The organism is Spirosoma montaniterrae (assembly GCF_001988955.1).
Lineage (GTDB): Bacteria > Bacteroidota > Bacteroidia > Cytophagales > Spirosomataceae > Spirosoma > Spirosoma montaniterrae.
The window spans coordinates 3,632,169-3,654,346 of record NZ_CP014263.1 but is presented as its reverse complement, the minus strand read 5'-3'; the positions used below and the strand labels follow the sequence as shown (position 1 = coordinate 3,654,346).

The 22,178-nt window shown below is 52.8% G+C and carries 16 protein-coding genes; 5 read left to right on the top strand and 11 right to left on the bottom strand.

Going from position 1 to position 22,178, the window contains the following annotated elements; translation table 11 throughout:
* Positions 1-53: 53 nt before the first annotated feature.
* From AWR27_RS15795 to AWR27_RS15785, 3 genes are all read right to left on the bottom strand, one after another.
* Positions 54-3,683, bottom strand: a complete 3,630-nt coding sequence (locus AWR27_RS15795) for an ABC transporter permease/M1 family aminopeptidase (RefSeq protein ID WP_077132061.1) — start codon at positions 3,681-3,683, stop codon at positions 54-56.
* Between the two features lie 133 nt (positions 3,684-3,816).
* On the bottom strand, positions 3,817-4,713 hold the full coding sequence (locus AWR27_RS15790) for an ABC transporter ATP-binding protein (protein WP_077132060.1): 897 nt from the start codon (positions 4,711-4,713) through the stop codon (positions 3,817-3,819).
* Positions 4,714-5,000: 287 nt separating this feature from the next.
* Positions 5,001-5,291, bottom strand: a complete 291-nt coding sequence (locus AWR27_RS15785; protein ID WP_077132059.1) for a UBP-type zinc finger domain-containing protein — start codon at positions 5,289-5,291, stop codon at positions 5,001-5,003.
* 137 nt (positions 5,292-5,428) lie between these two features.
* Here AWR27_RS15785 and AWR27_RS15780 point away from each other — a divergent pair, with 137 nt between their 5' ends.
* A complete protein-coding gene (locus AWR27_RS15780; protein WP_077132058.1) occupies positions 5,429-5,914 on the top strand; it encodes a nuclear transport factor 2 family protein in 486 nt (161 codons plus the stop codon).
* A gap of 47 nt (positions 5,915-5,961) precedes the next feature.
* Here AWR27_RS15780 and AWR27_RS15775 read toward each other — a convergent pair whose 3' ends face one another.
* Positions 5,962-7,638: an amidase gene (locus AWR27_RS15775; RefSeq protein WP_077132057.1), complete on the bottom strand. Its 1,677-nt coding sequence runs from the start codon at positions 7,636-7,638 to the stop codon at positions 5,962-5,964.
* A 196-nt stretch (positions 7,639-7,834) separates the two neighbouring features.
* Between AWR27_RS15775 and AWR27_RS15770 the strand changes: the two genes are divergently transcribed.
* Positions 7,835-8,884 carry a ScyD/ScyE family protein gene (locus AWR27_RS15770; protein ID WP_077132056.1) on the top strand — a complete coding sequence of 350 codons (1,050 nt, stop codon included), beginning with the start codon at positions 7,835-7,837 and terminating at the stop codon, positions 8,882-8,884.
* A 60-nt stretch (positions 8,885-8,944) separates the two neighbouring features.
* On the opposite strand, the gene AWR27_RS15765 is transcribed toward AWR27_RS15770, so the two are convergent.
* The 7 genes from AWR27_RS15765 to AWR27_RS15735 form a co-directional block, all read right to left on the bottom strand.
* The gene (locus AWR27_RS15765; RefSeq protein WP_077132055.1) at positions 8,945-10,315 is read right to left on the bottom strand and encodes a glycosyl hydrolase family 28-related protein; all 1,371 of its coding nucleotides are present in this window, start codon (positions 10,313-10,315) and stop codon (positions 8,945-8,947) included.
* On the bottom strand, positions 10,312-11,346 hold the full coding sequence (locus AWR27_RS15760) for an NAD-dependent epimerase/dehydratase family protein (RefSeq protein ID WP_077132054.1): 1,035 nt from the start codon (positions 11,344-11,346) through the stop codon (positions 10,312-10,314). The genes AWR27_RS15765 and AWR27_RS15760 overlap by 4 nt, the downstream gene beginning before the upstream one ends.
* Before the next feature lie 3 nt (positions 11,347-11,349).
* The gene (locus AWR27_RS15755) at positions 11,350-12,549 is read right to left on the bottom strand and encodes an MFS transporter (RefSeq protein ID WP_077132053.1); all 1,200 of its coding nucleotides are present in this window, start codon (positions 12,547-12,549) and stop codon (positions 11,350-11,352) included.
* A 5-nt stretch (positions 12,550-12,554) separates the two neighbouring features.
* The gene (locus tag AWR27_RS15750) at positions 12,555-13,850 is read right to left on the bottom strand and encodes a glycoside hydrolase family 140 protein (RefSeq protein WP_077132052.1); all 1,296 of its coding nucleotides are present in this window, start codon (positions 13,848-13,850) and stop codon (positions 12,555-12,557) included.
* Positions 13,851-13,873: 23 nt separating this feature from the next.
* Positions 13,874-14,737, bottom strand: a complete 864-nt coding sequence (locus tag AWR27_RS15745; protein WP_077132051.1) for a sugar phosphate isomerase/epimerase family protein — start codon at positions 14,735-14,737, stop codon at positions 13,874-13,876.
* Between the two features lie 58 nt (positions 14,738-14,795).
* The gene (locus tag AWR27_RS15740) at positions 14,796-15,635 is read right to left on the bottom strand and encodes an endonuclease/exonuclease/phosphatase family protein (protein WP_077132050.1); all 840 of its coding nucleotides are present in this window, start codon (positions 15,633-15,635) and stop codon (positions 14,796-14,798) included.
* 169 nt (positions 15,636-15,804) lie between these two features.
* Entirely contained in the window at positions 15,805-16,809 is a 1,005-nt protein-coding gene (locus AWR27_RS15735) for an IS701 family transposase (protein WP_077132049.1), read from the bottom strand.
* 256 nt (positions 16,810-17,065) lie between these two features.
* On the opposite strand from AWR27_RS15735, the gene AWR27_RS15730 reads away from it, so the two are divergent.
* From AWR27_RS15730 to AWR27_RS15720, 3 genes are all read left to right on the top strand, one after another.
* Positions 17,066-17,923 (top strand): hypothetical protein, encoded by an 858-nt coding sequence (locus AWR27_RS15730; protein ID WP_157579239.1) that lies wholly within the window; start codon positions 17,066-17,068, stop codon positions 17,921-17,923.
* Positions 17,924-17,960: 37 nt separating this feature from the next.
* The gene (locus AWR27_RS15725) at positions 17,961-21,164 is read left to right on the top strand and encodes a sialate O-acetylesterase (protein WP_083732872.1); all 3,204 of its coding nucleotides are present in this window, start codon (positions 17,961-17,963) and stop codon (positions 21,162-21,164) included.
* Positions 21,165-21,282: 118 nt separating this feature from the next.
* Complete coding sequence (locus tag AWR27_RS15720; protein ID WP_077132046.1) at positions 21,283-22,125, top strand: hypothetical protein; 843 nt, start codon at positions 21,283-21,285, stop codon at positions 22,123-22,125.
* The last annotated feature ends 53 nt before the right edge of the window (positions 22,126-22,178 follow it).

Genomic DNA, 22,178 nt, shown 5'->3' with positions numbered 1-22,178 from the left:
GAAAAGTGTGGCGAGACCCATCATTTTTCACTATTCACTTTTCACTATTCATTTCATTCAACCGTTTTCACATTGTCGCCGGAGTTGCGGTCGACTAAAAGATTGAGTGGGTCGATGCCTGCACGGGTGGGCTTTTCGTTTACGCGTACCGTGATTGTCTCTTTGGGCTTCGTCAGGCGGTATTTTCTGTAAAATAGCAGCTTATCCTGGTCGTTTTTGCCCTCGCCGTAGACGCCGATGTAAATCAGGTCGTTGAGTTTGACGGGTGTCTCATTACCAAGCGAATCGGCCCGGAACTTAGCCGCCGACACGGTCAGCGTAACGTCGTAGGCTTTGCCAGCAGGCTTCGTCGTCACTTTGTCGACTTTGTTCTCGAACAGGGTGATCGTCTCAAACATATCCGTAATGACCGATTGGAGGCTGTCGGGTGTAACGGCGCGGAACTCGGCAATCAGATCGGCAGAGGTGGGGTAGCGTCCGTTTTGAGCTAACTGGTCTAAGTTCCATTTGTCGCGGAACGAGCGCAAGGCCCGGTTCACGTTTGCTTCGCCAACATAATCCTGCAAGGCAAACATCGCCAGCGAACCTTTGTTGTAGTGAATGTACTGCTGATTCTCGACCGTAGCCAAAGGCCGTTCTTTCTTCCGCTCAAACGACCGGCCCGACAAATAGTCGTTCAATTCGTTTTTCAGGAATTTCTGCATCATCTCCTTCGGATATGCCTGCTTCATCACCATCAGCGCACTGTATTGCGACAGTGCTTCGATAAGCAGCGTACCGCCCTGCACATTGGCCGACTCGACCTGATGCCCCCACCACTGGTGTGCCGTTTCGTGGCAGGTTACGTAGAACGCGTAGTCGATTTTGTCCGGCTCGTCGCTGATTTTTTGTGTGAAGCCCATGCCTTCAGCAAACGGCACTGTGTTGGCAAACGACTGGGCGAAACCCCGGTAGCGTGGAAATTCAAGCAGTCGTAACTGCCGGTGCTGATACGGGCCGAAGTTTGCACTGTAATAGTCGAGCGACGCTTTCATGCCGCGCATCATCCGGTCGAGGTTCTCGGCGTGGGCGGGGTGGTAATAGATTTCCAGGCTCACCGGATTGCCCGCTTTGGGCTTGTACAACTCCTTGCGAATGGCAAACCGGGCCGATACAATGGCGTAGAAATTGGCAATAGGTCGATCCATCCGGTAGCTGAAATACCGGCGCGGTTGCCCATCGGGGCCGGGCTTTTCCCACGTCCGTTGCAGATAGCCGGGTGCCACGGCGGTCTGGTCGGCTTCGGTGCTGACGGTAATGGCAAAGTCAACTTCGTCGGCATCGTCGCCTAATGCGCCCTGAACCAGCCCTTTGGGGTCGTTGCGGGCGGGGAGCCGTTCTTTTTCGGGCAGGTTGTTTTCCTTGCGCTTGTCGTCGTCGGCCAGTTCGTAGCGGTCTTCGTAGCCCAGCGTCGGAAAATACTGCTGATCGATAAACGTGCCGTTGGGAATAATAGACGAACTGGCTCCGTCGGCGGTAAAACCACGAGTAGTATAGCGTTCGGCGAAGGTCATTTGCAGCGAATCGCCGGGTTGCAGCGGCTGGGCCAGTGTGTAAAGCCGGAACCAAAACCGCCCGGCATACGTGCTGTCGAGCCGACCGGGTTTACTGAACGTCAGCCGGGTCAGGTGCAGGTCGTCGGAGGGATATAGCTGCACATAGATGGCCTTAACGGGCTGTTTGGTACGATTTTGAAGTTTGTACGTACCCGTTGCCGAAAAGCCCCGCTGGCTGGGAAACAGGTCAACGTCCAGCGATACGCCCGTAATTTTGGGCTGCGGTTCGCGGGCGTATGGTTTCAGTACCTTTTCGAACTCAACCGACCAGGCTTCCTGCTCGCTTTCGGTCTCAAATCGATTCAGTACGCTCGTGTTGTAATACACCACCGCCCCGCTCGATAGCAATAGCACGGCTACTGCACCTAAGGCTATGGCAAACGGCCTCGTCAGCCGACGACGTGCCTGTTGCCCCCGAATGTTGATCGATTCTTCCGTACCGCGTACCGATAGCAGCAGACCCGCTACCAGCAGCAACCCCACAAACGCCAGCCAGTAGGTTTTCAGCCACAAATACCCACCAATGGGATTCAGGTAGCCATTCAGGTCGGAGTACGCGCCAGTGCCGCCCGAATCGAACTGCGTAAGCGGGTGTTCCAGCCCAACTTTACGAAGCTGATCCCAGCCAAAAAGTACCAAAATAATGACCGCGTGGCCCGCAAATTTATTGTTGAGCAGCAACTGAACCGCAAACGCCAGCCCGATGGTAATGCTCAGCGAGAGCATGGTTGTTGCCACTTCCTTTGCGTATAAACTGGGTTCAATCTGCACGTAGCCCTGTGCCAACTGCGCCAGCATCCCGATACCCACAGCCCCAATAAACAGGCTCGCCATCACGAGCAGAACGGCCACAAACTGTGCCAGATAGGTGAGACCCGTCGGCAGAGGCATCGCATCCTGAATTTGCGCCAGCCGAATGGCCCGTTCACGCCAGACTAACTCGCCCGCGTACATCACGCCAATGAGCAAAACGATGATCGAGAAGATATTGCTCGTGATCACATTGACAATTTCGGAGGTTAGCGGCAGTTGGGGCGTATCGACCTGTGTTTCCTGATAAAGCGTAAAAACAAGCAGTGCAAAACCCGAAATGGCCAGTGCTATGAACGGCATGTCGCGGTAAACCACGCGGGCGTAAAAGGCGACCATGCGCCGGAATACCGTAAACCGCGCTGTCCAGTTAAACTGTTGATGCACACGCGGGAGTGTCAGGGCGGGCGGTACGGGTAGGGCTTCGGTATTGGCAGCCTGTTTGCGGGTCAGGAAACCGAGTTTACCAGTGCCGGTATTCATGACCCGAAACGCAAAAATCCGGTACGTGATGGCCAGCAGCGCGAGTGCCACGGCCAGCCAGATAAGCCGGTTTTCGAGCAGAATACCTTCCATCGGCACTAAGCGGTAGTTCTGTTCGGCAACGGGCCAGTAGCGCGTTAGTTCGCTGAGGGCGCGAATACCGAAAATATCGAGCCGGGCGGCCACGTCGCGGTTGTCGATCTGACTCAGCAAAGCCTGTCCCGAAAAATACAAAATCAGGAAAAACAGCCCCTGCGTGAAAATAACCACCATTCGACGGCTGAGCGCACCCACCGAAAAGAAAATGACGCTCATTATGAACGCGTGCGGCACGGCCAGCGTGAGAAACGGTTGCCAATAAATAATGGGCCGCACGGGTAGCATTCGGTCGGCGTCGCGCCAGGGCATCAGGTCGGCAATCCACATACCGAGTGGCATGCCCGTCAGTATCAGCAGCAGAATTAGGAACGAACCCAGAAATCGTCCAAAGAGATAGTCTGCTTTGCGAACAGGTGTCGTAAAAAACAGGCTCTCTGTATTGTTTTCGTTATCGCGCACAATAGCCACGCCCATCACCGCCGAGATAATGAATGTGCCGAACACAAACAGCAGCACCACCATCGACGTAGCCGTGCCGAGCGACGCATTTTGTTTTAGTTGCCCGCCCGCGCTGAGTTGAATGACGTCGGTTGCCCGCGACAGAAACGCAATTAAAAACAGTAAACCAAAATAGATGTAGGTGGCAGGCCGACCACGCCGGTAGGCCCACTCAAATCTGAGTATTTCGAGAAGCATAGTTTTAGGGGGTTAGGTTGTGTAGAGACGCAAGATTTTGCGTCTCAGCCGCGTCAGCAAGAACCATAGATTTTGCGTCTCAGCCGCGTCAGTAAGAACCATCCGGCGGGATGAGACGCAAAATCTTGCGTCTCTACAGGGCCGGTTGTTGAATCCCCAGAATATTTGTGAAATATACGTCTTCGAGGGTGGGTTCGATAGGCTGGAAACCTGCGCCGGGGTTGGTGTCGGCCAGGATATGTACAACCGGGTCGCCTGCCACCATGCGTTCAGAAATAATGTTGGCGTTCTCTTTGAGATCGGTCAGTTCAGCTTTGCTGACGCGCTTGCGCCAGACGCGCCCGGACACAGTTGCCAATGCCTCGTCGGGGTGGCCCTGAAACAGGATGGTGCCTCTGTTCACAATGGCCATGTCGCGGCAAAGCTCCTGCACGTCTTCCACAATGTGGGTCGAAAGAATGATAATCCGGTCTTCACCGAGTTCGCCAAGCAGGTTCAGGAACCGGTTGCGCTCACCGGGGTCAAGGCCCGCCGTGGGTTCGTCTACAATAATCAGGCTGGGGTTGGCAAGAAGGGCCTGTGCAATGCCGAACCGTTGTTTCATGCCGCCCGAATAGCCGCCGAGACTTTTGGTCCGAACGTTATACAGATTGGTTTTGTGCAGCAAAGCCGTTACGGTTTCTTTGCGTTCGCGGCTATTGGTAATGCCTTTCAGCACAGCCAGATGATCGAGCAGGGTTTCGGCAGCAATGCGCGGATATACGCCAAACTCCTGCGGCAAATAGCCGAGCCGCTGCCGGAGCGCGTCGGGCTGGGCAAACACGTCGATAGTGCCAAACGGCCCGCTGAACGCGATAGAGCCGCTGTCGGCTTCCTGCAAGGTTGCAACGGTACGCATCAGGCTCGATTTGCCCGCACCGTTAGGCCCAAGCAGTCCGAACAAACCCGCGCCCATCGTGAGCGATACGTTGTTGAGTGCTTTGACGCCGTTGCTGTAGGTTTTAGTCAGATTTGTAAGCTGTAACTCCATGCAGGTAGAAGTAGGTTTGTGTTTGTTGTACAAAACTGCTAATAGGAAAACAGGGTTACAACTACTTTACGCCAAATTTGGTGATTATGTGACAAACGCGCAGAAGTCTGGGATGAGCGGGCGCGTATCAGACGGGATGGACTATTTTCTAATCGTATTCTAATCAGTTGTTAATCTGATGTTTAATTGAATCAGCAACCTTTGTCTTGTTCTTCGGTGAGAGCCAGTTCGATTCATCAAAGACTTCTTGTAACAAGACTATTAGGTGTGGAGCAGAAAGAGCCGGGTCACTGATCCGGCTTTTTTTTATATTCTGCTAGTTGCTCATCGGCATAACACCACACCCAATATTCGCCCGGTTCGGCAGAAGCCACTACCGGATGCCCCGTAGCGTAATAATGCTTTGTTGCGTGTTTGTTCTTCGAGGAATCGCAGCAATGGGTTTGGCCGCAGGTTTGGCAGGTACGCAGGTGAACCCATGTATCGCCGGTTTTTACGCACTCGTCACACACGTAGGCGCGGGCGGGTACAATCTCAATCAATTCTGTGAGATGATTGCAGGCAGCAGGTCTTGTCATGAGAGCAGGGATTGGTATGCTGACTAAAGTAACAAGAACACGCGTATGATCACGCGTTATGTTCCGATTGGTCAAAAAAATACTTGTATAGTATAATTTTTTCGTTTATCTTCCCTTCTTACTAAATCGCTTTGGTTATGAAAAGACTTATTTTGGTAACGGCGGTTTTGCTATGCGTTGGGTCGGCAGGCTGGGCGCAAACAGATCAGGAGGCTATTAAACGAGTACTCCGAAACGAAACAGAAGGCTTTTTCAAACGCGACAAAGCCATGTGGTCGAATGCGTGGGCACACAAGCCGTACATACATTTCGCGGCTAATTTGTATGGCGGTGACTTCATGCTCATCGAAGGCTGGGACAAACTCGAAAAGCAGTTTGCCAACCAGTTTAAAAGCACAAAAGTATCCGATAAAGTGGTGGTACAGAATGCCAACTATAACATTCACCAGAACGGGAATATGGCCTTCGTTACTTACGACCAGACGTTGTTAGACAGTCACGGGAAAACAACGTCGAAAGAATCGCGGGTATTAGAGAAACTTGACGGACAGTGGAAGATTATCAACGTTACCGCACTGACTAACCTGAAAAACTTCGGACTGGCGGAGCAGAAAAGTAAGTGAAGGTGAATGTAATTTTTGTCATTCCTACGTCGTCGGAATGACAAAAATTACAAGGCCAGTTTTGGGTGCTGCCGGTGCCATTGCGTAGCGTCCTGATAGGCTTTGGCTACGGCCAGTACCTTACCTTCGTCGAAAAGCTGCCCCATAAACGTAATGCTGGTGGGTGTGGCGGGCGTTTGCCGGTTGAAACCGTTGGACAGCACCACGCAGGGATGGCCGGTGAGGTTCGTCAGCGTTAGGTTGCCGCCCGCATAGGTCGGAGATACATACACGTCGAGTTTGGCGGTTTGTAGGGCCGTATGCATGTCGTTGATGAGCCGGGTGCGGGCGCGGTTGGCCTGAACATATTCTACTGCCGGAATCAGCCTCGACGACCTGAACTCGTTGGGCCAGGCATTCTTGATTTGCCGTACCATCTGATCGTCGCGGCCCGAGCGTGTCAGTTCGTCGAACGAAGCCGCTGCTTCAACGCCCAGCACGAACGAAATCCGATTCGGCGGCACGTTTGTTGGCAACTCGAACGGAACGAGTTCGGCACCGAGCTGGCGCAGTGTTCGCAGCGTTAATGAATCGTTGGCGCGGTTGGGATAATTGCTCTCGAACGCTTTTTTGAGATAACCGATGCGAACGCCTTTCAGCGACGAGAGGGGCGCGTATCGAAACGGAGCGGCTGTGGCTGTAGTCGGGTCGTTGGCATCGGGACCGTAAATGGCGTTGAACACAAGGGCGCAGTCTTCTACACTGCGGGCAATCGGGCCAATTTTGTCCATGCTCCAGCTCAGGGCCATTGCCCCGTGCCGGCTCACGCGCCCAAACGTAGGCCGTAGCCCTGTAGTGCCGCAAACGGTAGAGGGTGAGACGATTGACCCCAGCGTTTCAGTACCAATGGCGAAAGGTAACAGCCCCGCCGACACACTCGATGCCGACCCCGCCGACGAACCACTTGACCCCGTTTTTGGGTTCCACGGATTGCGCGACATGCCGCCGAACCAAACATCGCCCCAGGCCAGTTCGCCCACCGACATTTTCGCGCACAGCACCGCCCCGGCCTCTTCGAGTTTGCGAATCACCGTTGCGTCGGTGTCGATGACCTGATCTTTGTACGGCACTGACCCCCAGGTGGTTTTGTAGCCCTGTTTCGCCAGTAAATCTTTCGCGCCATACGGAATGCCGTGCAGCGGCCCCCGGTAACGACCTTGTTTGATTTCGGCGTCGGCCCGGCGAGCCTGTTCGAGCGCGAGGGCTTCGGTCAGCGTAATGGTACAGTAGAGTTGCGGCCCGTAATTTCTGAGCCGATTTAGAAAAAACTGCGTAAGCTCGAGCGATGTAATCTGCCGCGTCCGTAACAGTTCGCCCAACTGCCCAACGGTATAAAAAGGTAAATCGGCGCGGTTGAGCTTTAGCCCCGTAGCCCCCGACGCCCGAAACGACGATGGCCCGGCTGGCAAGCGAAACCCGGCGGGCAGCGGACTGAAATACAACGCCGGGGCTACGTCGTTCGGCAGGTCGATTTTACGCAGGGCCTCGAAGTCAGTGCGGGCGTCATTGAGATTGTCGAGCATCGAGTCGCGCTCGGCCTGTGTGAAATCCAAGCCAACAAGGCGGGCTGCCACGTCGGCCATGTCTGCCGTTACGGGTTTTTGCGGATCGCGGGCGTTGTTGATGAAAGCACCGAGCAGAAAGCTACCTGCGCAGGCGATTAGGACGAGGAAAGCATGTTTCATACGACTGTCTATAAGAAATGCACAGCTTACTTTAACGAGTGTTACATTTTTGTTTCAATTTAACACGGGATGTGGTAATTAAGTAGCTTTTTTTGTAGCCGGAAAGCAGCAGTTGTGAGATAGTAGGTGTGGAGGAAGAATATGCTGAACTGATTTTGTGTATGCAATACCTGTTTAACCATAAACTCCCCCTAATATGACTACGAAATCATGTCTGATTCGCTTACAACTGCTTACGCTGGTAGCAGTTAGTTTGCTTGTCTTCCTCAACGGTTGCGTACAGGATCACCGCATTCCGATACCCTCATCATTCTCAGCCGCTCAGGGGCCACCCGTAGCTGCCGGGCTGATGGCACCTGTTGGCCTGACCGACGACAAAGACGGCAATATTTGGGTGACTGAAGCCGGAAGCGGTACGGTCAATAATGGGCAGGTATCCGTTATTACGCCATCGGGTCAGCGGTTTGCGGCCATTACGGGCTTCAGTTCGGCCATCAGCCCCGAAAATTCACCCGAAGGGCTTAACCACCTGCTTTATCGGGATGGAAAACTCTACATTCTGAATGGCGTCGATGAAAAACTTTACATTGCCGACGTGTCGGGGTTTGTGCCGGGTACTTCTCCGCCCATCGCAGCCAGCACGCTGCCCGGCTATGACATCGGTACGTTTGTACGAAACGCGCATCCGAACGCGCCCGACCCCAAAGACTCCAACCCGTACCATCTGGCGTTTGGTCCCACCGGCGACTTGTTTATTGTTGATGCAGGGGCCAATGCCATCATCCGGCGTAACAAAGACAGCGGTGCATTGAGCGTTTACGCCGTATTCCCCAACATTGCCAATCCCACGCCGGTAGGGCCGCGCATGATTAATGCCGTACCGACGGGCATTGTCTATGACGGCACTAATTTCTTAGTGACTACGCTGACGGGCTTCCCGTTTCCGGCGGGTGCCGCGTCTATTTATCAGGTGAATGCCAATGGTACGGCCCCGGTTACGCCAACCATTTATAAAACTGGCTTCACAGGACTGACCGACCTCGCGCTTGCCCCCGGTGGTAAGCCCGTTGTGACCGAGTTTGGTTTTGCAGGGGCGGGCCGCGTTGCCAACGGCGACAATCCGGCAACTACGCTTTTCTCGCCTGCTATTACGCCCGTCGATATTCAGCTAAGCACCAAAAATCCCGATACGTATTACGTGCTGTACTACGGGCCGGGCATTATTGTGAAACTGACGGCGAATTGATGCGCCAGATAGCCTGATTGTCTCTCGCCAAAGCAGCACGTCGCTGGTTGGCGGGAGATGTCAATTTCCGACCGGCTCATTGTCGCGCAGCAGGGCTTTGGGGCCGATTTCGTTTTTGATGCTGACGCCCTGCCAGCCCATGTTATTGCTGATAATAGCGTGCCGAACGCCTTTTTTAAGCCAGATGCATTCGGGCCTTCGTTTGTTGCCACCGTAGGTCCACTGCGCGACTTCGTCGGTTTGGGTGCCGTCGAACGTGCAGCTTTGTACCTGAAGTTTGCCCGCTTCGGCAATGATCGACCAGTTCGGATTTTTCGGATCTTTCGAGACGTGATTGCTCGAAAAGTAGCAGTTCAGAAACGACACGCTGGCGTCGCCCAGTAGCTGTACGTTCTGTTCTACAGGCCCCCAGAACCCGCAGTTCGTGAACCGAATGCTGCCTTCGCACCCTTTCTCGACAATGATCTGCGTGCTGCGGCCCTTCCGGTGCGAATTGAATTGCCCGTTAGTAATAAGTAGCCCCTGCGATTGAATGGCTTCGGCAACCAGACAGGTTTCGGTGGCGTCTGCGGCAATACCCAGAAACTGCCCGTTGCAGGTGCCGTTTGCCGTTTTGATGAATTTGTAGCCGATTTTGGCCGGAAACACAAACGTATTCGTAACGTACTCCCAGTCGGAACGCCCAAAAATAAAGGCTTCCAGATTCTGCTGCATGTAGGCAAACACCTTGTCCCAATTGCCTTTGGTGTTCGGATGAAACCAGAAGTGGCTATGAAACTGTACGTTTTCGATCCGCCCGATGTCGCCGACCCAATCCACAAAAATACCGCGCCGGAGCACGCAGCCGTGAACATCGCGAATAAGGTGCCGCCCGTTTTCGTCGGGGCCGGTACGGATGCCGTTGTAGCTGTTAATCAGCGTAATGTCTTTGATGGTCACGTTAAAATCTTCGGGCCGCTTTTCGGTCAGCGAATGCACTACGGGCGGGTTGCGCTGGTAGAATGTCCACGGATAGGGCTGAATATTGCTTACATCCTGTTCAGGGTAATACACCGTAAAGCCCATAGCCGCTGATGCGTTCCAGAGTTCGAAGAGCGGTTCGGCGTTTTCGTTGCCGCGCCCACCCGTTGCCAGAATCACCGAGCCGGTAAGCTGATAAGGTGACAGCGGCCCCACATTGGTGCCAACGAGTGCCACGCCGGGCTTCACCCGAACACTGCCGGCAATGAGCCATTGCCCCGCTGGTATGTACACACGTCCGCCCTTTTCGGTAGCCGCGTCGATGGCCCGTTGAAACGCGGCTGTGTTGTCGGTTTTACCATCGGCTACGGCCCCGTATTGCCGCACGTTGTACGTATCTTCGGGTGTAATGGGTTGCGCCAGCGTGGTTTGCAAAAGCAATAGGCAAATGAGGAAGGTAATGGATTTCATGCTGATTGGTTTTCATCCCTGTTGTTCACTAACTCTTTTGCCACTGTCTGCCACCGGCGCAGCAGGTTGTCATAAAATGGGTAGGCCGAACAATCCTCAATGGCGTTGTTTGCCAGCAGATGCGCCAGGCACCGCCGAACGCCTTCGCGGTACGAAATGGTGTACCGAAAGTCCAGCACGTCTTTGGCCGCCCGGTTGTCGACTATGTTGTTGAACTGAAAATTTTCAACGCACCACGCCGACTCTGCCGGGGCCAGCCGGGCCAGTACGCTCGTCGGAATGGTCACGAACGTAGGTTCGGGCGCGCCCAACTCCTCGGCCACAATCCGGTGCATGGCGTGCCAGGTCATCAATTCATCACCCGTAATGTTATAGGATTGACCCAGCGTTTGGGTGTTGCCCACGGCGTTGACAAAAGCCCGGCCTACGTCGTCGGAGTGCGCGGCTACCCAGATGGCCGAACCGTCGCCGTGGAGAATGATGGGCAACCCCTTGCGCAGCCGGTCGAGGTGATAGCTTTGCCCGCCGAAAGGTGTTACCAGCGGACTCCAGCCCTCCGAATACGTAGCTGCCGGGCGGAGCACCGTCAGTGGAAAATCGCCCGCTTCGTAGGCCCGCCAGAACGTTTGTTCCATCTGCACTTTTTTGTGGGCGTATGGAAACGTTGGCGATGCACCGAAGGCATCGGTTTCGCGGATGGGGTAGGCGAGGGGGCGTTTGGAAAACACATCAACGGTACTGCAAAAAATAAACTGTCCCACGCGCCCGCGAAACGCCCGCACGGCACTTTCGGCATCGGCGGGTTCAAACCCCACCATGTCGATCACACAATCGAACGTGCCAGCGTCGGCCATCTGCCGCTCGAAGGTGGCGTAATCGGTGCGGTCGCCGGTAATGGTTTTTACCGATTCGAGACCTGCCACCGTGCGTTGGCCCCGGTTATAAAGCGTTACGTTGTGGCCCTGATCGAGCAGGTGCGGCACAAACCAGCGGCTGATATTGCCCGTGCCGCCAATGATGAGGAGTTTCATAACTTAGCTTCGTTTGCTTCGCAGAACATACACCAACGCAAAAACATACGGAACAAAGCCGATAGCAAACGACGTAGACAACGACGTTGTGTCGGCTAACTGCCCCTGCAACACGGGTAGCAGAGCCGCGCCCAGAAAGCCCATTGTGAGCAGGCCAGATGCCTGTGCGGTGTTTTCGCCTAAGCCTTCAATTGCCAGTGCGTAGAGCGTGGGGAAGAAGATCGACACAAAGAAACCCAGTGCCGTGATGGCAACCACCGCCAGCCAGCCCTGCGCCACTACTACTACCACCAGCAGGGTTAGCGCAACTAAGAGCCAGACTGTCAATACGTTGGCGGGTGTCCATTTCTTCTGAACATAAGAACCCACCAGCCGACCCGCAGCAAAGGCAGCAAAATATACCGTGAACCACTGCTGCGACTGCCGCGCACTTAGCCCCGCCACGCCGGGGTCTTCCAGATAGTTGCGGTACAGCCCAAACAACCCCGCTTCGACGCCAATTACCAGAAAAATAGCTACAAACCCCAGCACTACTTTCGGCTGTAGCCAGCTCGCTGATGCAGCGTTGTCAGCCGGTTGGTTGAGCGAAATCGGAGCGGTAATGTCGGTTGAGTTTCCTCCTTTCAGGAAGAGTGTAATCACGCCTGTCAGCCCTAAAACGATGGCCGTAACGATGAAAATACCGTCAATATAGGGTAGTTTATCGGCTACTGATACAACGGTTTCGGGAATGAGCACCACAATAAACAGTGGGGCGATAATCTGTGCGATGGCACCCAGCGCGTTGCCGATGTTCAGGCGGCTTGCGCTGCCGCCACGATTGCCGAGAGCCGACAACATCGGGTTGCCCGCTACCAGCTCGACGTTGAAGCCCGTACCGATGATGAAAAAAGCCGCCAGCACCAGCGCGTAGTTTTGTTGCCGTAACCCAGGCACTAATAGCCACGTACCGAGGGCAAACAAAAACAGGGCGATAGTCAGGCAGTTTTTGTAGCCGATTTTACGGATTAGAAAGCCAATGGCAATCGAAAAAAACACGAATGGTGTGTTTTTGGCAAACATCGTGTACATCTGCTCGGTGTAGGTAAGACCGAAGTGCGTTTTGAACTCTGGTAAAAAAAGACCTTCAAAACACTGCGCCAGTCCGCAGATGAAATAAACGGCATAAACAGCCAGCAACAGGACTCGGCGGTGGGTGAGCATGGTGGTCAAAGCGGGCTAAGGAGTAAAACCCAATCGTGACCATACCCCGAATTGGGCGGCTGAAATGATAGTACAGCCGTTTTCGGCACCGTTTGCGGCACGGTCTCGCTACCGTCGCGCGGGTTGAACCAATGCCAGCACACCGACTCGCCCGCCAGCTCCCGCGTGTCGATGCCGAACGTTCGGCCCGTGGGCGTGTACACCAGCACGAACCGCCCGTCGGTGGTACGCGTGGCTACGATGTACTCATCATCTTTGGGCTGATGCCCCGCCAGCAGCGATTGGTCGGGAATACGGTCGGTTATGGAAGGGCGGGTCATCAACGCGCTCAGGTGCCGCATCTGTGATGCTCCGGCCAGATCGAGCGCGTCGGTCCAGTAATAAATCGGGAAATTGATTCCTTCGCGACCGGGGGCATAAAACTGCCAGATGCTATGACAGCCGTAGGTATGACCACAAGCTCCCGAAAACAAAGCCCAATAGGCAAATTTCCGCACCTCCGCGTCCGACGAATACCCATTCTCGAATGGTTTGAAACTCAGGCCGTGGGCTTCATACGTCGGTTCGCCATCGAGTACCGGCTTGGCAGGCAGCCGGTTATAGTCGGCGGTGATCTGCTCGAATGTGTTTTTATGGCGGTCGTGGCCGGTTTGCAGCATATTCAGGCTCAACCACTCGTCGTCGTGAAACCAGCGCGACGACGAGCCGCTCTCGAACGGCTGCGGATGAAACGTCATCAGCGCGTTTTCGCGCCTGCCCACGCCCTTCAGAATGCCGGTTGCCATAGCCCGCCAGATGGCAACGGCGCGCTCGTCGGGGTCGCGGTCGCCACCGAGTATCCAGATAATATTGAGTCGGTTGCGGTAGCGATTGCCCAGAAACGTTCCGTATTCGGCGGCATTCGATTCGTTGAAAACTTCCGGCCCTTTCGCCCAGTCGTAGCGTTGGTTCACCTTGTCGCCCCACGTTGGCAGCAGACCAACGTACAGCCCCAGCGACGCAGCCCGGTCAATTACCCAATCGACGTGCTGAAAATACGCTTCGTTGGGTTGCGTGGGGTCGACCTCAATCAGCGGTACATCACCGTTGGCGTTGGGAACGCGCAGCCCGTCGAGTTCGGCCAAAACAACAGCCTGAATAACGGTGAAGCCTTTATGGGCGCGGTTTTGCAGGTAGAGGTCGGTTTCGTCGCGGGTCAGGCGATGGAACAATTCCCAGGCCGTATCGCCCAACCAGAAAAACGGCGTACCATCGTTGTGAACCAGAAAGCGATGATTGTCAGAAACCCGGATGCGTTGCATAGCCGTGAATACGCAGGGTAGGTTTACTGCCGCAAACTTTTCAGGTAGGCAATGCTGACGGGCATCTGCTCATACTCTTTATTGCTCTCATCCTCAATAAAATAGTGCTGAATGCCAAGCTGCTTTGCCAGCCGCAGAATCTCGGGTATGTTTACCTGCCCCTGCCCCAGTGGCACGTCGTTTTCGGCGGGGGTGCCACCGGTCAGGTCGCCTTTTACGCCCTTTTTAAGGTCTTTCAGGTGCATGAGTTTGAAGCGGTTGCCGTACTTCTTAAGTAACGCCACCGGGTCGGCTCCGCCGTGCTGCGTCCAGAGAATGTCCATCTCAAACGATACATAGTCGGGGTTCGTGTTCTGCACCATGTAGTCGAACAACGTGCCGTTTTCATGCTTCTGAAACTCGTAGCCGTGGTTGTGGTAGCAGAACGTCAGGCCATTTTCTTTCAGGATTTTACCCACCCGGTTGAAGTCGTCAACCGCTTTTTGGGCGTTTGCCAGCGTAAAATTGCCGCGCTGATGCGGAATCCAGGCTACCATCACATACGACGCGCCTAAAGCTTTGGCATTGGCAATTGCTTTTGTCGGGTCTTTGGTAATCGACTCGTAGCCGTCGCCCGTAGAAGGAATACGGATGCCGCGTTCGTTGCAGAGCTTACGAAATTCGTCGGGCGACATACCTTTGGGTGCCCCGCCTTCCATTTCGGTAATGCCTAATGCTTTGATGGTATCGAGCGTGGCAATCACGTCTTTGGGAAAGCTATTTCGGTACGTATACGCCTGAACGCCAAGTGGAAAGGTGTAGAGCGGTTTTCCTTTTTGCGCCAGCGAGTCGGTAAACGATAAAAGCAGCGAAAGAGACAGGCAGAAGATAAACAAACGTGTTTTCATCGGGAGAAAGGATTTGATATATATAAGCTTAATGCCCAACCCTTTTACTTTACGGTTATCAAGGTAACACTACCTGACTCGCAACGGGCTGATGGTCAGATGGGTAGCGTTGGTCCTGCGCGTCGGTCAGCACGGCATAGTCGAGTACCTGCGCGTTTTTGCTGACGAATATGTAGTCGATGCGGTCTTTAAGCGGGGCGTCGAACTTAAATCCGTTGAAGGTGCCAACGGGTCCGTAGGGTGGCATTTTGGTAACGCGGTACGCATCGTTGAGCAGCGTTTGTATTGTCTGCACCTGCTCGGTGTCGGGCGTTGAGTTCAGATCGCCCACGCAGATAACAGGGTCGTTTTTAGCAATCTCGCGCATTTTCTGCACCATCAGTTTTCCCGACTGTCGACGGGCTTCAACACCCTGATGATCAAAGTGTACGCTAAAAAAATATACTGATTTTCGGGTGCGCTTATCCAGCAATTTGGCCCATGAGCAGATGCGGTTGCAGCAGGTGGCATCCCAGCCTTTGCCGGGTTTATCGGGCGTTTCGCTCAACCAGAAATCGCCGGTCTGTAGCAGGTTGAAGCGGTCTTTCCGGTAGAAAATGGCCGAGTGTTCGCCCGCTTCTTTGCCATCGTCACGGCCTTTACCGACAAACGCAAATTCCGACATTTCGGCCAGGTCGTTGAGTTGACCGCGCAGGGCCTCCTGCACGCCAAACAGGTCGAAGCGGTGGTAGCGAATCAGGGCTTTTACTCGTTCTTTTCGGTTGGGCCAGGCATTGACGCCGTCGGTGGGGTTATTGAAACGGATGTTGTACGTAGCAACGCGAACAGGCGGTTTTGTCTGAGCCAGAGCAGCTTGCGCCATCGACAAACCGATAAGCAGGAGTAAAATCGATTTCATAAAATGGGATAAACGTTGACTACCCGTAGAAAGCATTTTTGATGGGCAACTTAACCGTTAGGCGCAAATCCTTCTTATGCAGATCGTAGTGGACTGTGGGGTATGGCAGTATAAAGTGGCGAAAATAATAAGTGAAAGTCAATGAGTTAAATATAATTAGGACTTTCGCTTAGATGGTGATTGCTTTGATTCTGGGGTTGGCTAACTCATTTCGGAGATAGTCAGAGAACAATTCTGTCCGTAGGCGGTAGAGGGTCTTTCCAGTTTGTTTGGCCTTGACTTGTAGTGCCACCCAAGCCTGATAACAACAGGCTAAGTGGTTGCGTTGAGAACGGGCTTTGCGGCATTGACACCGTTCTGAACCTGTCAACTGCTTAAAGCTCCGATGGAAAGTTTCGATCTGCCAGCGGGTGTCGTTGGCTAACTCAGCGACAAACCGATTTACAGATGCAGCTAAGTCATTGGTAATGACCCAGTCAATGTCGCCGTTTGGGGCAACCATCTTGAACAACTTTACCTGAAAAGGAACCTCTTTGAGTTTGATAATCAGCCCGGTAGCCAACGTTTGCTCTGTAAATAGCAAGGTGTCCAGGTGTTGATAGCCCGTATCTCGGTGCAGACTCACCAGCCGGTTGCTCTTCAGTGTGGTGAAGAAGGTCCAACCAGCCCGATGAATTAGCTTGAGGTTATCAACCGAAGCGTACCATGAATCGAAGAGTATACGGCTGGCTTTGAGGTGTTTGTGGGTGATGAGCCGCGTAAACATCTCTTGAAAAAGATCGTTCTTGGTCTTGCCGTCCGTTTCTGGGTGAAAAATGCGGTAGTCAATCGGCCAACATGGAGCATCGTTACCCGCCGTATGAACCAGGTTGACCAGCCCAATCCCTTTCACCGTACCCTGCTCATTACCAGAATATTGCTTCTTAACCAAGTCAATAAACCGGGAGTATCGCTTGTCCTGCACACTATCATCGACGATCACGGCTGCGCTGTCTGAATCGTCAATGTGTGCTTGAACGATAGCCCACAAGTCAGCCGGTGTAAATCGTTCCTGAGACAGGAAATCCGTGACTACATCATGGCTTAAGTTAGGTTTGTGGTCCGCCATGTTGGTGCAGGTGTAGTTGAAGGGTGTGCTGAGCAAGTACTCAATGTAATCCCGTTTTGAAATCATGGAGCTAAACTCTCATTTTTGACCCACAAGCGAAAGTCCTAATAATTTATAAATTTTTTAGGCAAAACAATTGTATTCTAAGATACCATTCATATACCTTTACTGAATACATACATTAATGTATGTAATGATTCTTCCTCTCAAGATATAATTGACCGCTCGTGTCAATTCCCCTCCTTTTGTTTCGTCTACGCCAATTCGGTTCAGGTTTATGTTATATTCGTTTGCCATGATAAAGGCACCTTGCCTTACGACTATGAAATCTGTTTGTGTGTATAATCTGTTTGTGGTGGCCCTGCTGATGGGCTGCGGGGGCTGCCAAAAAACCACCGACCCGGTGGTTGGCCCGGCAGTCTCGGATAGCGTGCGGGTGGCCCGCCAGACCATCAAAGAACTCATCAGCCCCAGCCAACCCTCCCGGCTGGAGGAAGAAACGGTGGTGGTGGAGGGGCAGTCGTATCGGGTGGGTACGGTACAGCAGAGCAGCTACAGCTACGACAAACAGGGCCGGATTCTAACCGAGTACAACCAGTATTTTGGGGCATCCAGCATGACCGAGCGGACTGATTCGATCTACTACGAGTATGTTGGTAGTGCGGTGAACATCCGTCGGGTGGCCCTGAACACGGTACCCAAGCGGGTAACGACGCAACGGTTGGCTCTTGATAGTCGGGGGTTTGCGGAAAAACAGCCGACGATCTTTGTGGCGACCTATGATGCGAAGGGCTATCTGTTGGCTCTGCGGGACGAGTACGGGCGTACTGTTGCCAGGATTGAGAATGGGAATGTGCTGGAGTTGTCAGTATCGACCAGTCCATCGACACCGACTTATATTTTTCGCAACACCTATGACCTGACGAAAGCAGGTTTGCCAAGCATTCAGCCTATCTATGGAAAACCTTCTCGTAATCTGGTTATAGAAACTGCAATAGACCGAGATAATTTCTATAGTATTGACAAGAATGTATATAAAACAACTTATTGGTATAAATATGATCAATACAATCGTATTGTCCGCCAGATAGCACGAAGTATAGAAGGTGTTGCTCTGTATGAATTTGGTGATAATACAATAAGAGCTACTGATTTTTCCTACGTCTCCTCGCCCCGTTAATCGTTTTTTCTAATTGTCACTTTAACGTTCATTACGCATGACGAAACATCGTCTACTGGTACTCCTTTGCTGTATTTTCATGAACACAGCGGGTCATGGTCAGGTTGTTCGAAACCTCCAAGATCTATTCAGGTCCTCCTGGAACATAACGTCACCTGTAGTAGGTGCGGTTTATCAGAGAGGAACAGATGGATCGGCAAAACTGTCAATCAGAGGCTCCTTTATTGGAGGTATATTCTATGTTAACCCCACGATTTCCGCAGAACTCAAGAGATTAGACTTAAACGGAAATGATATGGGTTTGCCCGCTCAGACCATACCATTAACTATGCTGACGGGTCAGGGAGGAACAAAAAGCTTTTCGGGTGAAAAAACAATCAGTGCCGGTTGGTATCAACTTACCCTGAAATCTGTTTCTGCGATTGTGACGTTCGTATCAACTAAAACGATGAAAGTTGGTGTAGGAGAAGTGTTTATTATTGCAGGGCAATCAAATGCACAGGGATTACCCAACAAAATTTCGAATGAAAATGTGGTTAACCTGCCGCTTTTAGATGCGGTCAGGGTACAGCCTGATAAATTCATAGGTGCCGATTTCCTAACAGCGACTGACCCTAACTCTATCCAGTTGGCAACACAGTTTAATGTTAGAAAACCAGTATTCTCTCCTTTAACATCCGGCAAAGAGGCTTACGGCAATCAAAATTCGGGTATAGCTCCATTAGGCAATTCCTTGTGGTATTGGGTGGCTTTTGGCGAAAAGATAGCAAACCAGTATAAGATTCCTGTCGCTTTGTTTAATGCGGCCTGGGGTGGCATTACTATAAAAGCCTGGCAAGAATCAACCAACCCAGCAATTGGTCCACTGGGGGCTCCTATCGGTACTACTAACAATTATGACCCCGGTGCCCCTTATGGTGTCTTTAAAAATACACTTCAGTTTTATGGCTCTACTTACGGGGTCAGAGCGGTGTTGTGGCTGCAAGGAGAAACTGATGCTAAAGCGTTGCGTGAGAGTGCGTGGGAAGAGCAACGAATCAATTCTGCCAATGAGTATAAAGACAAACTTGTCGCAGTGATTAGCAAATCCCGTGAACATTTGCCGCCCCGCGTTGGTGATGATCCACTGGCCTGGATGGTGGGCAAAACCTCCACGCTGGAAGGTGTATCTTTCTTTTATCATAGAGTAAGCCCTCGGCAGACAGAAGCGGAAACCCAATCGACTATACTTGTGCGGGCCGGGCAGGAGCAGGTTATTACCGCGTCGGGTCTGTCGCGGATTTATCGGGGACCTGATATTGATGTCATCCCCGAACGGGCATCGGGCGGGGGCGAACCAACCCACTTAGCCGGGCAGGGCTTAGTGAAAGCCGCCGATGCGTGGTTCAGTGCCATTCAGACTTCTAATCTGTTGCTGACCGACCCGATTCGGCCTGCCCGGCTGGGTACAGAACCGCAGGACGTTTACCTCGATGCCAACGGTAATATTACAACACCCCTGCCGCCGGGCGCACAGTATGTCTGGTTCAGTGGCAATGGCGGGCGGGTCGATTTAAACAGCCCGGCAGGTTTTGGCACTACCATGCCCGATGGCATTACCGACCCGCTGGTTTGCATCGATTACGGCAATGGCACTTGTGCGCTGGGCGGTTTGGTACTGCCCGATGCCAATACAACTACTGAACCACCTATCACCAACCCGCCCACGGGCAGCGGGCCTTTGGCTTTCCAAATCGTGAGCTACGACTGCAACACGGGCGTATTGCAATACCGTTTCAACAGCAACGACAACTCGCCCGTCAGCGTGACCTTGCCGGGTATTTTTGGGGGCACGATGAACCCGAATACCGTAGCAACTCACACCTTTCCGGGCGATGCGCGGCAGGGGCGTACCATAACCGGCACCGCATCGCAGGGCGGTAGCCAAATCAACATCCAGTTCACCAACGGTTGCAACATGCAGGGCGGAACAACCGACCCCGGCACCCCTAACCCGCCTACAGGCTCAGGTTCCTGTTCGGTAAGTAACCCCAATTCGGCACTGGATTTTGCCGATTGCAATGGTGTAAGTGGTTGGGCGTTGGATCAGAACAACTTGAGTCAGCCCGTTACTTACGATATTTACGTAGACGGCGTGAAAACGTATTCGGGCTTAACCGCTACTGGCGACCGGCAGGATTTAGTACCCCACTTTGGCAACAACCCGGCGGCCCGGTATCATGGTTTTCAGTATCAGTTTCCGGCCAATGCGTCCTGGAAGAATGGGCAGAATCATACCATCTCGGTACGTATCTGCGGGGTAAACGGAGATATGAACGGTTCGCCTAAAACGGTGAGCGGTTGTACAGGTGGCTCACAAACGCAAACCCCGCCACCTACCACCAACCCACCTTCGGGCAGCGGCCCGCTAACCTTTCAGATTGTTAGCTATAACTGCAACACGGGCGTATTACAATACCGTTTTAACAGTAGCAATAACTCGCCCGTCAACGTGACTTTGCCCGGCATCTTCGGTGGCACGATGAACCCGAATACGGTGGCAACGCACACTTTCCCGGCTGATGCCCGGCAGGGCCGCACCGTAACGGGTACTGCTTCGCAGGACGGGAGTCAAGTCAATATTCAATTCACGAATGGCTGCAACTTGTCGGGGGGTACTACAGAGCCGCCCCAAACTCCGCCTTCGGGCAGTGGTTCGCTGACCTTTCAGGTAGTTAGCTACGATTGTGGTTCGGGTGTGTTGCAATACCGTTTCAACAGTAGTAACAACTCAGCGGTCAGCGTGACCCTGCCCGGCATCTTCGGTGGTACAATGAACCCGAACACAACGGCAACCCATACTTTTCCTGGCGATGCCCGACAGGGCCGTACTGTGACTGGTACAGCCTCGCAAGGTGGTAATCAGATTAACATCCAGTTCACTAACGGTTGCAATATGTCGGGCGGTCGGAAAGCCAGTACCGTAACGGTCGAGCCAACAGTTGGCGAAGTCGACCTATTGGTGCGGCCTAATCCGAGTAGTGGGCAGTTTGAACTGGAGTTTGTAACGTCCCTGAATGCAGCGTATGCCGTGCAGATTACTAATCTGTTAGGACACGTGCTCTGGCAGTCCGATGGTATTGGAACGGGCTACAAAGAAACGAAAGCTGTTGATTTACAGGGCAAATTTGTCGGTTCAGCCGTTGTAACGGTACACAGCAATGGCAAACGGGCCAGTAAGTTGATTCTGATAAAGCCTTAGCGAAGCCATATTTTTCCCTCATGCATGAAGCCGGAAACACGCCGGCTTCATGCATTTTCACGCGCTTCATAATTTTTCCACTTACGTTTTTCCACAGTGAAAAACTTGCCTTACGACTATGAAATCTGTTTGTGTGTATAATCTGTTTGTGGTGGCCCTGCTGATGGGCTGCGGGGGCTGCCAAAAAACCACCGACCCGGTGGCTGGCCCGGCAGTCTCGGATAGTGTGCGGGTGGCCCGCCAGACCATCAAAGAACTTATCAGCCCCAGCCAACCTTCCCGGCTGGAGGAAGAAACGGTGGTAGTCGAGGGGCAGTCGTATCGGGTGGGTATGGTGCAGCAGAGCAGCTACAGCTACGACAAACAGGGCCGGATTCTAAGCGAGTACAACCAGTATTTCGGGGCATCCAGCATGACCGAGCGGACTGATTCGATCTACTACGAGTATGTTGGTAGTGCGGTGAACATCCGTCGGGTGGCCCTGAACACAGTACCCAAGCGGGTAACGACGCAACGGTTGGCCCTTGATAGTCGGGGGTTTGCAGAGGAGCAAGGCTATACTAAGGTCACTTACAACGACGAAGGCTATGTGATTAGTCGGAAAGGTGAGTATTTGACATATAGTGTGAACAACGGAAATGAAACAGAAATACTCATGGAGGATCATGATGGAGGTCCGAGTCATACAATTAAAAATGAGTTCGATTTAACTAAATCAGGACTTGTCCCAATCAAGACTTTCTTTGGCAAAATATCACGCAACCTTCTTGTAGGCTATACCATCCAACAAAATGGGCCATTTAGAACATATCCCAATGTCTACGTAGGGCGGTATTCCTACGAGTTTGATAAAAATGACTTGGTGACAACAGAAATATTTAATGGTAAAACAGGCGAGCCGCCTTATTTGTGGGGCGGTAATAAATTAACTGTAAAGAGATTGGTGTATACTGGTATTTGACCCCAGATCGTCCAATAAATTTTCCCAACCGTTCACTTTTAACGTTCATTGCG